This is a genomic window from Azorhizobium sp. AG788, from assembly GCF_004364705.1.
GTDB lineage: Bacteria > Pseudomonadota > Alphaproteobacteria > Rhizobiales > Xanthobacteraceae > Azorhizobium > Azorhizobium caulinodans.
In genome coordinates, this window is the sequence record NZ_SOBM01000013.1 from 15997 (window position 1) to 29104 (window position 13108).

Annotated in this window: 11 protein-coding genes; 8 read left to right on the top strand and 3 right to left on the bottom strand. The window is 66.4% G+C overall.

What is annotated here, in order from left to right; genetic code table 11:
* Window positions 1-34 precede the first annotated feature (34 nt).
* On the top strand, window positions 35-949 hold the full coding sequence (locus DFO45_RS24245) for an NAD(P)-dependent oxidoreductase (protein ID WP_133866895.1): 915 nt from the start codon (window positions 35-37) through the stop codon (window positions 947-949).
* Window positions 950-964: 15 nt separating this feature from the next.
* Here the strand turns inward: DFO45_RS24245 and DFO45_RS24250 are convergent, their stop codons facing one another.
* Window positions 965-2899 (bottom strand): sigma 54-interacting transcriptional regulator, encoded by a 1935-nt coding sequence (locus tag DFO45_RS24250; RefSeq protein WP_133866896.1) that lies wholly within the window; start codon window positions 2897-2899, stop codon window positions 965-967.
* 174 nt (window positions 2900-3073) lie between these two features.
* Between DFO45_RS24250 and DFO45_RS24255 the strand changes: the two genes are divergently transcribed.
* The 4 genes from DFO45_RS24255 to cynS all read left to right on the top strand — a co-directional run bounded on the left by DFO45_RS24255 (window position 3074) and on the right by cynS (window position 6816).
* On the top strand, window positions 3074-4435 hold the full coding sequence (locus tag DFO45_RS24255; protein ID WP_133866897.1) for a CmpA/NrtA family ABC transporter substrate-binding protein: 1362 nt from the start codon (window positions 3074-3076) through the stop codon (window positions 4433-4435).
* 4 nt (window positions 4436-4439) lie between these two features.
* Window positions 4440-5294: a nitrate ABC transporter permease gene (ntrB, locus tag DFO45_RS24260; protein ID WP_133866898.1), complete on the top strand. Its 855-nt coding sequence runs from the start codon at window positions 4440-4442 to the stop codon at window positions 5292-5294.
* Between the two features lie 3 nt (window positions 5295-5297).
* A complete protein-coding gene (locus DFO45_RS24265; RefSeq protein WP_133866899.1) occupies window positions 5298-6185 on the top strand; it encodes an ABC transporter ATP-binding protein in 888 nt (295 codons plus the stop codon).
* Window positions 6186-6333: 148 nt separating this feature from the next.
* Window positions 6334-6816 (top strand): cyanase, encoded by a 483-nt coding sequence (cynS, locus tag DFO45_RS24270; RefSeq protein WP_133866900.1) that lies wholly within the window; start codon window positions 6334-6336, stop codon window positions 6814-6816.
* Between the two features lie 97 nt (window positions 6817-6913).
* On the opposite strand, the gene DFO45_RS24275 is transcribed toward cynS, so the two are convergent.
* Complete coding sequence (locus DFO45_RS24275) at window positions 6914-7702, bottom strand: IclR family transcriptional regulator (RefSeq protein ID WP_133866901.1); 789 nt, start codon at window positions 7700-7702, stop codon at window positions 6914-6916.
* Between the two features lie 97 nt (window positions 7703-7799).
* Here DFO45_RS24275 and DFO45_RS24280 point away from each other — a divergent pair, with 97 nt between their 5' ends.
* The 3 genes from DFO45_RS24280 to attM all read left to right on the top strand — a co-directional run bounded on the left by DFO45_RS24280 (window position 7800) and on the right by attM (window position 11489).
* Window positions 7800-9254 (top strand): NAD-dependent succinate-semialdehyde dehydrogenase, encoded by a 1455-nt coding sequence (locus DFO45_RS24280; protein WP_133866902.1) that lies wholly within the window; start codon window positions 7800-7802, stop codon window positions 9252-9254.
* 168 nt (window positions 9255-9422) lie between these two features.
* Window positions 9423-10589 carry an iron-containing alcohol dehydrogenase gene (locus DFO45_RS24285; RefSeq protein WP_133866903.1) on the top strand — a complete coding sequence of 389 codons (1167 nt, stop codon included), beginning with the start codon at window positions 9423-9425 and terminating at the stop codon, window positions 10587-10589.
* A gap of 108 nt (window positions 10590-10697) precedes the next feature.
* Window positions 10698-11489, top strand: a complete 792-nt coding sequence (gene attM / locus DFO45_RS24290; protein ID WP_166657246.1) for an N-acyl homoserine lactonase AttM — start codon at window positions 10698-10700, stop codon at window positions 11487-11489.
* A gap of 113 nt (window positions 11490-11602) precedes the next feature.
* Here attM and DFO45_RS24295 read toward each other — a convergent pair whose 3' ends face one another.
* Complete coding sequence (locus tag DFO45_RS24295) at window positions 11603-13009, bottom strand: MFS transporter (RefSeq protein WP_133866904.1); 1407 nt, start codon at window positions 13007-13009, stop codon at window positions 11603-11605.
* Between the last annotated feature and the right edge of the window lie 99 nt (window positions 13010-13108).

Sequence of the window (13108 nt, forward strand, 5' to 3'; positions counted from 1 at the left end):
CCGCCTTGAGGTTTTCTTCGCCGAGGAGTTGCCGATGCGTGCCGTATTCGTGGATGCCAGCCCGACCCTCGCCGGCGTAGCCGAGCGGCTGCACCGTGCCGACGACATTCCCCTCGGCATCCATCGCAATCCGGACGTGACGCCGGCCGAACTGCCCGCCGTGCTCGATGGCGCCGAGATCGCCATCATCGACCACACCGCCTTGCCCACCGACATCGCCCGCACCTGCAACGGGCTGAAGCATGTGGTCTTCCTCGGCACCGGCGCGCGCAGCTACATGAACCCGGAGGAACTGGCAGCGCTCGGCATCTCCGTCCACATCATCAAGGGCTATGGCGACACGGCGGTGGCCGAATGCGCCTTCGCCTTGATGTGGGCCGCGGCCAAGGGCTTCGCTTACATGGACCGTGGCGTGCGGGCCGGAAAATGGCTGCGGACCGACGGCGTGGAACTCACCGGCAAGACCATCGGCCTCATTGGCTATGGCGGTATCGGCGCCGAGATGGCGCGCCTCGCCAAGGGCGCGGGCATGCGCGTCATCGCCTGGAACCGCACGCCGAAGGACGAGCCGGGCGTGACTTTCGTCCCGCTGGAGACGCTGCTCGCCGAGAGCGACGTGGTGTCCCTGCATCTCCTGCTCAATGACGAGACGCGCGGCTTCCTTTCCCGCGAACGGCTCGCGCAGCTCAAGCCCGGCGTCATCCTCGTGAACACGGCGCGCGGCGCCCTGATCGACGAAGAGGCGCTGGTGGAGGCGCTGAAGTCCGGCCACGTGCGCCATGCGGGGCTCGACGTCTTTGTGACCGAGCCGCTGCCGGCGGATCACCCCTTCACGACGCTCGAGAACGTGACGCTCTCCGCCCATTCCGCCTTCCGCACGCCGGAGGCCAGCGATAACCTCATCGAAGCCGCGCTCAACCACTGCCGACGAATCGCTGCCGAAGGGTGAGCGTCTGCGACCGTTTCAGGCGCCGGAGCGTGAGGCACGCCCCGGCGCGATCCCGAGCGTCTTCATGCGGGAGGCGAGGGTCGTCGGCTTGAGGCCGAGGCGTTCGGCAGCCCCGCCGGGACCGGAGACCTTGCCGCCCGCCGCCTCAAGCGCCGCGAGGATGCTGGCCCGCAGCCGCAGGCGGCGGTCGGCCTCGGTTTCCAGTTCGGCGGACGGCGGCACCGGCTGCGCGGTGGCAGGGGCCTCGCGATCCGGCAGATCGATGTGCAGGCGGCCATTGCGCGCGAGGATGATGCCGCGCTCGATCACGTTCTGAAGCTCGCGGACATTGCCGGGCCAGTCATAGGTCTGGAGGCGGCGCATGTCGCCGGCGCTGAGCTGGAGCGGTCCATCGGCCGGCTTGCGCCGCACGCCGTCGAGGAAATGCGCCGCAAGGAGCGGGATGTCCTCCCGCCGCTCGCGCAGGGGCACGGATTCGATGGGCATGACGTCGAGCCGGTAGAACAGGTCCTCCCGGAAGCGCCCGGCCCGCACGGCGGCCTTCAGGTCGCGATTGGTGGCGGCGATGATGCGCACATCCACCTGCCGCGTGCGTTCCTCGCCGATGCGCTCGAACTGGCCCTCCTGAAGCACCCGCAGCAACTTGGACTGGAGCTCCAGCGGAATCTCGCCCACCTCATCGAGGAAGAGCGTGCCCCGGTCGGCCAGCTCGAACCGGCCGACGCGATCGCGCAGGGCACCGGTGAAGGCGCCGCGCACATGGCCGAAGAACTCGCTCTCGAACAGCTCGCGCGGGATGGCCGCGCAATTGACGCGGATGAGCGGGCGCTCCCGTCGCTCCGATGCATCGTGGATGGCGCGGGCGATCAGCTCCTTGCCGGTGCCGCTCTCGCCCGTGATGAGGACGGTGGCGTCGGTCGGGGCGACAAGGTCCACCTGCCTCAGCACCTTCTTGATGGCCTCCGAGCGGCCGATGATGCCGCGATGGCTGGTCTCGGCGCGGATTTCCTCCTGAAGGTAGGCATTCTCCATCTCCAGCCGCTCGCGCAGGCGATCCACCTCGGCCAGCGCGGCCCGAAGCTGCTCGTTGGCCTCCCGCTTCTGCGTCACATCGCGGAACACCACCACGGCACCGATGAGGCGGCCCCGGTCGCGCAGCGGGGTTGAGGTGTATTCCACCCACACCGGCCGGCCGGAGCGATGCCAGAACACCTCGTTCTCCACGTGGTGGACGGCGCCATCGCGGAAGGCCGCATAGATGGGGCATGCGGTGTTCGGATAGGCCGAGCCGTCGTGATGATGGTGATGCACCATGGCGTGCATGTCGCGGCCGATCATCTCCTCTGCCGTCCAGCCGAGGATCTGCTCGGCGGCGGGATTGACGAAGGTGGTGCGGCCTTCCGCATTCACCCCATAGATGCCTTCGCCCACCGCCCTCAGGATGAGCCGGTTCTCGCGCTCGATGTCCGCGAACAGCCGGTCGGCCCGCTGCCATTCCGCAAGACCTTCGTGCATGAAGGCCTCGGCCCGCGCCTCTAGATCGCGCCGGTGGCGGGCGTCGAGATCGCAGAGGGTGAGCAGGAGCAGCCGGCCCTCTGCGGTGGGCATAAGCGTGCCGGCACACTCTACGTCCAGCTGCCGGCCGTCGGCGTGCTGGGGCTGGAGCGTGCGGGTCCAGAAGCTGCCCCGTTCCAGCACCGCCTGCGTGAAGACGATGAGCGGCCCGGTCTGCTGCGGATGCAGGTCGAACACAGTCATCCCTTGCAGTGCGAGGCGCCAGTGGCCCAGCAGCCGACAGGCGGCGGCATTGGCGTCGCGGATGCGCGCGGTCTCGAGATCGACCACCAGCGCCGGTTCGGCGCCGTGCAGGAAGGCCGGGCCGAAAGGCGAGGGCGGCGTTGCTGTCTCCGGCAACTGCGCAGCGAGCAGTGCGGCCTGCGGGATCGTCATTACGAATTTTCGCCAGTGGGATCTGAAATATCGTAAATCACGAAAAATCGTAAATCCAGTCGCTGGCTTGAAATCCTTCGCGGTCCTTGATCGCACGGCTCGGTGGGCGCTGGCACGTCGCTTGCTTAGCGTAAGGACCCACTCCGGCATCTCCTTCTGCGAGCGAGGCGGTTCATGGCGAGCTTTGATCCTGTGCGGCGGTTTTCACGCCTGTTCTCCGGCTGCTCCTGCGGCCGGCATCGCTCCGCGGCCGAACATGACGGCGCGGCCGCCGCGCGTGACGCGGAAGCGCGTTATGCGGGTGCCGTCGAGAAGACCGTGCTTCAGGCCCTCTTTCCGCAGGCGGTGCAGCGCCGCGCCTTCCTCAAGGCCATCGGCGGCTCCTCGGTGGCGGCTGCGCTCGCGCCCTTCCTCAATCTCGGGGCGGTGACGGACGCATTCGCGCAGGGCGCCGGGGCCATTGAGAAAAAGGATCTCAAGATCGGCTTCATCCCGATCACCTGCGCCACGCCCATCATCATGGCCCACCCGCTCGGCTTCTATACCAAGCAGGGGCTCAATGTGGACGTGGTGAAGACCGCCGGCTGGGCGGTGGTGCGCGACAAGACCATCAACAAGGAATATGACGCCGCGCACATGCTCTCGCCCATGCCCATCGCCATCTCGATGGGCCTTGGCTCCAATCCCATTCCCTTCTCCGTCCCGGCCATCGAGAATGTGAACGGGCAGGCGATCACGCTCGCCATGAAGCACAAGGACAAGCGCAATCCGAAGGACTGGAAGGGCATGAAACTCGCCGTGCCCTTCGATTATTCCATGCACAATTACCTGCTGCGCTATTATCTGGCGGAGAACGGCATCGATCCCGACACGGATGTGCAGATCCGCTCCGTGCCGCCGCCGGAGATGGTCGCCAACCTGCGCGCGGACAATATCGACGGCTTCCTGGCGCCCGATAATGTGGCCCAGAGGGCGGTCTATGACGGTGTGGGCTTCATCCACATCCTCTCCAAGGAAATCTGGGACGGGCACCCCTGCTGCTCCTTCACCGCCAGCCAGGAGTTCGTGACCGCCAATCCGAACACCTATGCGGCGCTGCTGCGCGCCATCATCGACGCCAGCGCCTATGCGCAGAAGCCGGAGAACCGCAAGGAGATCGCCGACGCCATCGCCCCGGCCAATTATCTCAACGCGCCGCCCATCGTTCTGGAGCAGGTGCTCACCGGCACCTATGCGGACGGCCTCGGCAACATCAAGAAGGATCCCGACCGCATCTCATTCGATCCCTTCCCCTATGAGAGCTTCGCGGTGTGGATCCTCACCCAGATGAAGCGCTGGGGGCAGGTGAAGGGCGAGGTGGATTATCAGGGCATCGCGAAGAAGGTCTTCCTCGCCACCGAGGCCTCCAAGGTGATGAAGGAGATGGGTCTGACGCCGCCGGCTTCCGCGACCAAGACCTTCTCGGTGATGGGCAAGCCCTTCGATCCGGCCAAGCCCGAAGACTATGTGGCGAGCTTCGCCATCAAGCGGGCCTGACGCCATGGGGCTGCCGCTGCGTCTCAGGGCCGGGTTGCTGTCGGTCCTGATCCTTGCCGTCTTCCTGCTCGCCTGGCAGGCGGCCACCGCCGGTTTCGGCGGGGGCTCCGCCAGCCTGCCGGCGGGGATGGACCCGGAATATGCCAAGCTGATGGGGCTGACCGCCACTGCCGGCAAATCGGCCATGCCCAGCCCGGTGGAGGTGGGGCGGCAGCTCTGGACGCTGCTCTCCAACCCCTTCTATGACAAGGGACCGAACGACAAAGGCCTCGGCATCCAGCTCGCCTTCTCGCTGGCCCGGGTGCTTGGCGGCTATGGTCTTGCCGTGGCAGTGGCGATCCCGCTCGGCTTTGTCATCGGCATGTCGCCGCTCATGAGCCGGGCGCTCGATCCCTTCATCCAGGTTATGAAACCCATCTCGCCCCTCGCCTGGATGCCGCTCGCCCTCTATACCATCAAGGATTCCAGCATTTCGGCGGTGTTCGTCATCTTCATCTGCTCGGTGTGGCCGATGCTGATCAACACCGCCTTCGGTGTCGCCAGCGTGCGCAAGGAGTGGCTGAATGTCGCCCGCACGCTGGAGGTGGGGCCGCTGAAGCGCGCCTCCACCGTCATCCTGCCCGCCGCGGCGCCCACCATCCTCACCGGCATGCGGATCTCCATCGGCATCGCCTGGCTGGTGATCGTGGCGGCCGAGATGCTCGTGGGCGGCACCGGTATCGGCTATTTCGTCTGGAACGAGTGGAATAACCTCTCGATCACCAATGTCATCATTGCGATCCTGGTGATCGGTGTCGTCGGCATGATCCTCGATCAGATCCTTGCTGCGGTCGCGCGGCTCGTGACCTTCCCGGAGTAGGCCATGGGCGAGCGTTATCTCTCCATCGAGGGCATTGCCCGTCGCTTTCCCTCGGCAAAGGGCGAGACCACCGTGTTCGAGGACCTTTGGTTCTCCATGAACAAGGGCGAGTTCGCCTGCATCATTGGCCATTCCGGCTGCGGCAAGACCACGGTCCTCAACATCCTGTCCGGGCTCGAGGCGCCTGACGACGGCGCGGTCATCATGGATGGCCGGGCCATCGAGGGGCCCTCCCTCGACCGGGCGGTGATCTTCCAGAGTCATGCGCTGCTGCCCTGGAAAAGCGTCCTCGGCAATGTCGCCTATGCGGTGGCCTCCCGCCATCGCGACTGGTCGCGCGACAGGGTGCGCGCCCATGCGGAACGCTTCGTGGAACTCGTGGGCCTCAAGGGCTCGGAGCACAAGAAGCCCGCCGAACTCTCCGGCGGCATGAAGCAGCGCGTGGGCATCGCCCGCGCGCTCTCCATCGAGCCGAAGATGCTGCTCATGGACGAGCCCTTCTCCGCTCTCGATGCCCTGACGCGCGGCACGCTGCAGGACGAGGTGCGGCGCATCTGCCTTGAGAGCGGGCAGACGGTCTTCATGATCACCCATGATGTGGACGAGGCCATCTACCTTGCAGACCGCATCGTTCTGATGACCAACGGGCCGCAGGCCTGCATTGCCGAGATCGTGGACAATCCGCTGCCGCGCGAGCGCCGGCGGCTCGATCTGCACAAGCAGCCGGACTTCTACGCCGTGCGCAACCACCTCATCGACTTTCTGGTGGAGCGCTCGCGCACCTTCAAGAATAGCCTGCCAGCGGGCTACGACCGCCGCCGCCCGCCCGTGGTGCGGCCGTCGCTGGCGGGTGAGCCCGTCCTTCCGGCCACCCGGAGATCCGTCGTCTAGCGGGGCATCGTCGCGCTGGGCCGCCGGTGCCGGTCGCCGTGTCATCCTTCCCTCTCCTGTTTCCGGGAGCGGGCTTTTGCCGGCCCGTGTGCGCACGGGAGCCGATGTCGCATGAAGACCCCAAGAAACGACCATAGGAGCGCGTCACATGAAGCGTGAACAACTCACCGAGAAGATCCTCGACATCAAGCGCGAGAAGGGCTGGACCTGGAAATACATCACCGATGAGATCGGCGGCATGTCGCCGGTGCTCGTGGTGGGCGCGCTGCTCGGCCAGATGAAGCTGGTGAAGCCGCTCGCCCGGGCTGCGGCCGAGTTGTTCGGCCTCTCCGAGGTGGAGGAGCGCATGCTCAACGAGGTGCCTTATCGCGGCACGCCCATGCCCCCCACCGATCCGCTGATCTATCGCTTCTACGAGATGGTGATGGTGAACGGCCCGGCGTGGAAGGCCCTGATCGAGGAAGAGTTTGGCGACGGCATCATGTCGGCCATCGACTTCGACATCGATATCGGCCGTCTCGAAAATCCCAAGGGCGACCGGGTGAAGATCACCATGTCCGGCAAGTTCCTGCCCTACAAATACTATGGCGCGGAGCAGGGCACGCCGGAATACGGCTTCAAGGAAGCCTGAGCAGCAGGCGTCTCAAGGACCCGCCTCGCCTCGGCCTTCCTCTCCCCCGGTCGATGCGAGCAAGGGCGCGGCGTGCGGGCGCTGCGCCCCTTCCCTTTCAGGCGCCACGGTCGGCACCGAGCCGTGTGGACAGGGCCGAGGCGATCCGCTGCAGGCCGGCCCCCAGCTCGTCCATCCGCTCCCGCGAGGCCTCGGCTTCCAGCAGGCTGATGGCGATGCCCGCCACGGTGCCGCCCGTGTAATCGCGCACCGGGATGCCGATGCACACCATGCCTTCCCGGATCTGGCCGTCGTCGATGGAATAGCCGCGGGCGCGGGTCGCCTCCATCTCTTCGAGCAGGGCTGGCAGCGAGGGCGTGCTGTTGGAGGTGAGACGCTCGGGCCATGGTCCGGCGAGCAGGGCGCGCACCTTTTCCGGTGAGAAAGTGCTCAGCATGGCCTTTCCCGTGGCGGTGAATGGCGCCGGCAGGCGCATCCCGATGCGGAAGGTGAAGCCGAGCGGTGCCGCGCTGTTGCGGCACGCCAGATAGACCACGTCCGGCCCTTCGAGCCGCGTCAGGGTGATGGTGTAGTTCTCCAACGCCGGCACGTCGGCGAAGACACGTCTGAACTCTCCCACCAGATCCGATTGGCCCAGGAAGCCGCTTGCCCAGCGCATGATATGCGGTCCGAGGCGGTAGGTACCCTCGCTTGCCCGGTCGAGAAGCCCGAGGTCCAGCAGTGCCGAAATGAGCCCGTGCGCACTGCTCTTGGGCAGTGCAAGCGCGCGGGTGATTTCCGCTGCCGTCAGGGGCGCATTCGCACTGCCCACATGGTCGAGGATGCGCACGGCCCGCCGCAGCGCCGGCACGCTGTCCCCGGGAGAAGTCAAACCGTCAGTTGCCATGATCACACCCTTGACGAACGAGCTTGGTCGATAAATAGTTCATTACAAAGAACATAGTTCAACTAATTGAACTTGGGAAGCGTCAGGGAGAGACCGCGTGCTGCATCTCAAAAATCCGTCGCTGCATCAGGACGCCTGTCTCATCAACGGCGCGTGGCGCAAGGCGGCGAGCAACGCGCATATTGTCGTTCATAATCCGGCAAACGGGGCGTTGGTCGGTCATGTGCCGGACCTCTCTGCCTCCGAGGTGCGCGAGGCGGTCGATGCCGCCCAGGCGGCGTTCGGTCCGTGGTCGCGCAAGGCTGCGAAGGAGCGCTCCGCGCTGCTGCGCCGCTGGTTCGACCTCATCATCGCCAATGCCGATGACCTTGCGGCCCTCATGACCGCAGAGCAGGGCAAGCCGCTGGCGGAGGCGAAGGGCGAGGTCGTCTATGCCGCCTCCTTCATCGAATGGTTCGCGGAAGAGGGAAAGCGCGTCTATGGGGACGTGATCCCGGCTCCCACAACGGACAAGCGGCTCATCGTGCTGAAGCAGCCGGTGGGCGTCACCGCAGCCATCACGCCCTGGAATTTCCCTGCCGCCATGATTACCCGCAAGGCCGCGCCGGCGCTTGCGGCGGGTTGCGTCATGATCATCAAGCCGGCGGAACAGACCCCGCTCACCGCGCTGGCGCTGGGCGTTCTGGCGCAGGAGGCCGGCATTCCGGCCGGCGTCATCCAGGTGGTGACGGGCGATGCGCGGGAGGTGGGCGGCGTGCTCACCGGCAGCGATGTCGTGCGCAAGCTCTCCTTCACCGGCTCAACGGAAGTGGGCCGCATCTTGATGAGCCAGTGCGCCCCCACCATCAAGCGCCTGTCGCTGGAGCTCGGCGGCAACGCGCCCTTCATCGTGTTCGATGATGCGGACCTTGAGGCGGCCGTGGAAGGCGCCATCGCCTCGAAATATCGCAACGCCGGCCAGACCTGTGTCTGCGCCAACCGCTTTTATGTGCAGGCCGGCATCTATGACGCCTTCGCCGCCCGCCTCGCGGAGCGCGTGAAGCAGTTGCCCGTGGGCGTGGGCACCGAGCCCGGCGTCCTCATCGGCCCGCTCATCGATGAGGACGCCATCGCCAAGGTGAAGGCGCATGTGGCGGATGCGGTGGAGAAGGGCGCGACCATTGTGCTGGGCGGAAAGATGCACGCCCTCGGCGGCACCTTCTATGAGCCGACGGTGCTGACCGGCGTCACTTCCGACATGCGCGTCGCCCGCGAGGAGACTTTCGGCCCCGTCGCCCCGCTCTTCCGTTTCGAGACGGAGGAGGAGGCGATCTTCCTCGCCAACGATACGGAATTCGGTCTTGCGGCCTATTTCTTCACTGAGAACGCCCGCCGCGCCTGGCGGGTGGCGGAGGGGCTGGAATACGGCATGGTGGGGCACAACACGGGCCTCATCTCCAACGAGGTCGCGCCCTTCGGCGGCGTGAAGCAGTCCGGCATCGGCCGGGAAGGCTCGAAGTACGGCATCGAGGAATATCTCGAGATCAAATATCTCTGCTCGGCGGTGGGCTGAGACAGCGACCCCTGCTGGCCCCGCATGGGGCCGGCCGCGTGCCATGCGCCGTGGGAGACGGATCGTCTCGTCCCGGCCCCAGATCACCATTCCGCATTCATAAAGCGGCGGCGCGAAGCCGCCCCATCGTGCCGGTCAAGGCACGCCCTGTGAGGAAGGAGGACCCCCATGAGCGACGGTCTCAATCCGTTTGAATTCCGCACCGTTCCCGCCATCCAGCTTGAATGGTCGGGCGCCAAGCGCCTTGGCGAGGTGGTCGGCGCGCGCTTTGCTGCACGCAAGGTGCTGCTCGTCACCGACGGCGGGCTGGTGAAGGCCGGCATCATCGCGCCCATCGTCGCCAGCCTTGAGGCGAGCGGCTTTGCCGTGACGCTGTTCGACGAAGTGGTGGCGGACCCGCCGGAGCATGTGCTGCTCGCCTGCGTCGCCAAGGCGAAGGCGGCGGGCGTGGATATCGTCATCGGCCTCGGCGGCGGCTCCTCGCTGGACGTGGCGAAGCTCGCGGCCGTGCTCCTCGTCTCCGAGCAGCCGCTGGCCGACCTCTATGGCATCGGCAAGGTGCAGGGCTCGCGCCTGCCGCTCATCCAGGTGCCCACCACCGCCGGCACAGGCTCGGAGGTGACCAACATCACCATCCTCACCACTGGCGAGACCACCAAGATGGGCGTCGTCTCGCCCCAGCTCTATGCGGACTTCGTGCTGCTGGACGGCGAACTCACCGTGGGCCTGCCGGCGGTGCATACGGCGGCCACGGGCATCGACGCCATGGTGCACGCCATCGAGGCTTACACCAGCCGCCACAAGAAGAACCCGGTCTCCGACGCTCTGGCCCGCGAGGCGCTGCGCCTTCTCTCTGCCAACCTCATCGCCGCCTGCAAGGACGGCACGAACCGCAAGGCGCGCGAGGCCATGCTGCTGGGCGCCATGCTGGCGGGCCAGGCCTTCGCCAATTCGCCGGTGGCCGCCGTCCATGCGCTCGCCTATCCGCTGGGCGGGCACTATCACGTGCCGCACGGCCTCTCCAATGCGCTGATGCTCGGCCCGGTGCTGCGCTTCAACGCCAAGGCCGCCGCCCCGCTCTATGCGGAACTGGCGGACGTGATCGCCGGCCCCGGAGCGGGCGGCGCGGAGGCGCGGGCGGATGTGTTCGTCGCCACCATGCAGAAGCTCATGGACGAGAGCGGCGCGCCCCGCCGCCTGCGCGATGTGGGCGTGACCGACAACACCCTCGCCATGCTGGCCTCCGACGCCATGAAGCAGACGCGCCTGCTGGTGAACAATCCCGTCGAGGTGACGGAAGCCGACGCACTCGCGCTCTATCGCGAAGCGTTCTGAGCATCGATGGCCCCGGCGCGCGGCGCCGGCGCCTTCTCTCCTTCTCGGACAATCGAAATCCCCCCGCATTGGCCGCGTGCCGGTGACGGGGGACCATTGGAGGAAACCATGACCGACATCCGCCTCTATATGCTTCAGTCTGGCTCGCTGAAGTGCAAGGTTCACAACATCAAGATGAACCAGGGCAACGGCGCGGACTATGAGATCCCGGTGCCCTTCTTCCTCATCACCCACCCCAAGGGCCACACCATCATCGATGGCGGCAATGCGGTGGAAGTCGCCACCGACCCGCGCGGACACTGGGGCGGCGTCTGCGACGTCTACTGGCCGGTGATGCGCGAGGACGAGGGCTGCGAGGCGCAGGTGAAGGCGCTCGGCATCGATCCGGCGGATGTGAAGTATGTGGTGCAGTCGCACCTGCATCTCGACCACACCGGCGCCATCGGCCGCTTCCCGAACGCCACGCACATCGTGCAGCGGCGCGAATACGAATACGCCTTCACACCGGACTGGTTCGCCGGCGGCGGCTATATCCGCAAGGATTTCGATCGTCCCGGCCTGCGCTGGCAGTTCCTGAACGCCGACGTGGATGACTATTACGACATCTATGGTGACGGCACGCTCACCACGGTCTTCTCGCCCGGCCATGCACCGGGGCACCAGTCCTTCCTGGTGCGCCTGCCGAAGTCCGGCCCGCTGCTGCTGACCATCGACGCCGCCTATACGCTGGACCATTGGAACGAGCAAGCCCTGCCCGGCTTCCTCGCCTCCACCGTCGATACGGTTCGTTCGGTGCAGAAGCTGCGTACGCTGGCCGAGCGCACGGGCGCGCAGGTCGTGACGGGCCATGATCCGGATGCCTGGCCGTCCTTCAAGAAGGCCCCCGGCTATTACGACTGAGCCTCCGGTGGCCCATCGGGGCTACCAGTCCGACCGCAAGACATAAAAAGCCGGGACGGTCAGCGCCGTCCCGGCTTTCCTTTTGCGTGGGAGCCTCGTTCACCCCGTGCGGTTTAAGGAGAAAGCTCCTCCAGAACGCGCCCCTTGGTCTCCACGGCGAAGGCACCGACGAACCCGCCGGTCACCAGGATGAGCGCCGAGAAGATGACGAACACCCACTGGATGGCGCCGAAGCCCGAGAGCACCGCGCCCACCACCAGCGGACCCGCCGATGATCCAAGCCGCAGCCAGGCGCTGCCGAAGCCGGTGGCGATGGCGCGGATGCGGGTGGGATACAGCTCCGCCGAGTAGAGATAGAGCGAGAAGGTGACGCTCTGGGTGATGGCATAGGTGATGGCCGCGAAGACGAGCACCTGCGTGGCCGATGTGGCGCCCAGCCAGCCGAGCAGGCCCAGCGGCACCGCCGCGAGCAGCAGGGCGTAGGTGTACCAGCGCTTGCGACCCACCCTGTCGATGAACATGGCGCAGGTGAGCGCACCCACAACGCCGGCCCCCGATGTGGTGAAGCCGTAGGCGAGGCTGGTGGAGAGGGGCAGGTTGAACACCTGCCGGTACAGCGTGGGCAGCCACGTGGCCATGCCGTTGTTGACCACATGGGTGGCGAACCACAGGGGCCAGATCATGAGCGTGCGCTTCAGGTAGATGCCCCGGAACAGCTCCCGCCAGTCGCCCTTGCCGGCCTGCGCGGGGCGCAGCGCGAGGGGGCGGGGCTCTTCCAGCACATGGCCGGCAGCGGTGGCGCTGCGCTCCAGATCGGACACGATGCGGTCGGCCTCCGCATAGCGGCCACGGGAGGCCAGCCAGCGCGGGGATTCGGACAGGAACCAGCGCAGCGGGATCATGAGCACCGATGGCACGAGCCCGACGATGAACATGGCCCGCCAACCGTAAACCGGCACAAGGAAATAGCCGATGACTCCCGCGCCCACGAGGCCGAGCAGGAACATGACCTCATAGAGCAGGAAGAACCGCCCGCGCGTCCGCGCTCCGACATATTCGTTGATGTAAGCCGAGGCCACCGGCACCTCGCCGCCGGTTCCGATGCCCTGCAGGAAGCGGAACACGATCATGGAGGTGGCGCTCCATGCGGTGAGGCAGGCGATGTCCATGCTGACGAACAGCAAGATGGTGAGCAGAAGCACATGAAGCCGGCCAATCCGCTCCGCGAGCCAGCCGAAGAAGATCGCCCCCACCAACTGGCCGATGTAGCCCAGCGAGAGGATCATGCCGATTTCCTGCGGCGAGAGCCCCCATTCCTTCACCAGAACCGGCATGGCATAGGCGATGGCAATGACGGTGTAGCCATCGAAGAAGGTCGCTGCGCCGATGATGTTGCGGGTCCAGAAGACCTTCCGGGTCATCGGCAGGCGTTCGATCCGGGCGCTGATATCCGCCTGGCCATCGAAGGCTGGATGTAAGGGTGTGGCCGCATGGGACGCGGCAGAGGCTGGCGTCGACATTCCTCGCTCCTACAGAGTTGTTTATTGGCCGGCGCAGCCTTGAAGGGCCCCGGCGGACGGAATGTGGAGAAGCGGGCGCGCGCCGGCCTTCACGTCCGG

Bases quoted from the DNA above. Each gene is read 5' to 3' on its own strand.
- DFO45_RS24245 (WP_133866895.1), top strand. From the start codon at position 35: ATGCGTGCCGTATTCGTGGATGCCAGCCCGACCCTCGCCGGCGTAGCC.
- DFO45_RS24250 (WP_133866896.1), bottom strand. From the start codon at position 2,899: ATGACGATCCCGCAGGCCGCACTGCTCGCTGCGCAGTTGCCGGAGACA.
- DFO45_RS24255 (WP_133866897.1), top strand. From the start codon at position 3,074: ATGGCGAGCTTTGATCCTGTGCGGCGGTTTTCACGCCTGTTCTCCGGC.
- ntrB (WP_133866898.1), top strand. From the start codon at position 4,440: ATGGGGCTGCCGCTGCGTCTCAGGGCCGGGTTGCTGTCGGTCCTGATC.
- DFO45_RS24265 (WP_133866899.1), top strand. From the start codon at position 5,298: ATGGGCGAGCGTTATCTCTCCATCGAGGGCATTGCCCGTCGCTTTCCC.
- cynS (WP_133866900.1), top strand. From the start codon at position 6,334: ATGAAGCGTGAACAACTCACCGAGAAGATCCTCGACATCAAGCGCGAG.
- DFO45_RS24275 (WP_133866901.1), bottom strand. From the start codon at position 7,702: ATGGCAACTGACGGTTTGACTTCTCCCGGGGACAGCGTGCCGGCGCTG.
- DFO45_RS24285 (WP_133866903.1), top strand. From the start codon at position 9,423: ATGAGCGACGGTCTCAATCCGTTTGAATTCCGCACCGTTCCCGCCATC.
- attM (WP_166657246.1), top strand. From the start codon at position 10,698: ATGACCGACATCCGCCTCTATATGCTTCAGTCTGGCTCGCTGAAGTGC.
- DFO45_RS24295 (WP_133866904.1), bottom strand. From the start codon at position 13,009: ATGTCGACGCCAGCCTCTGCCGCGTCCCATGCGGCCACACCCTTACAT.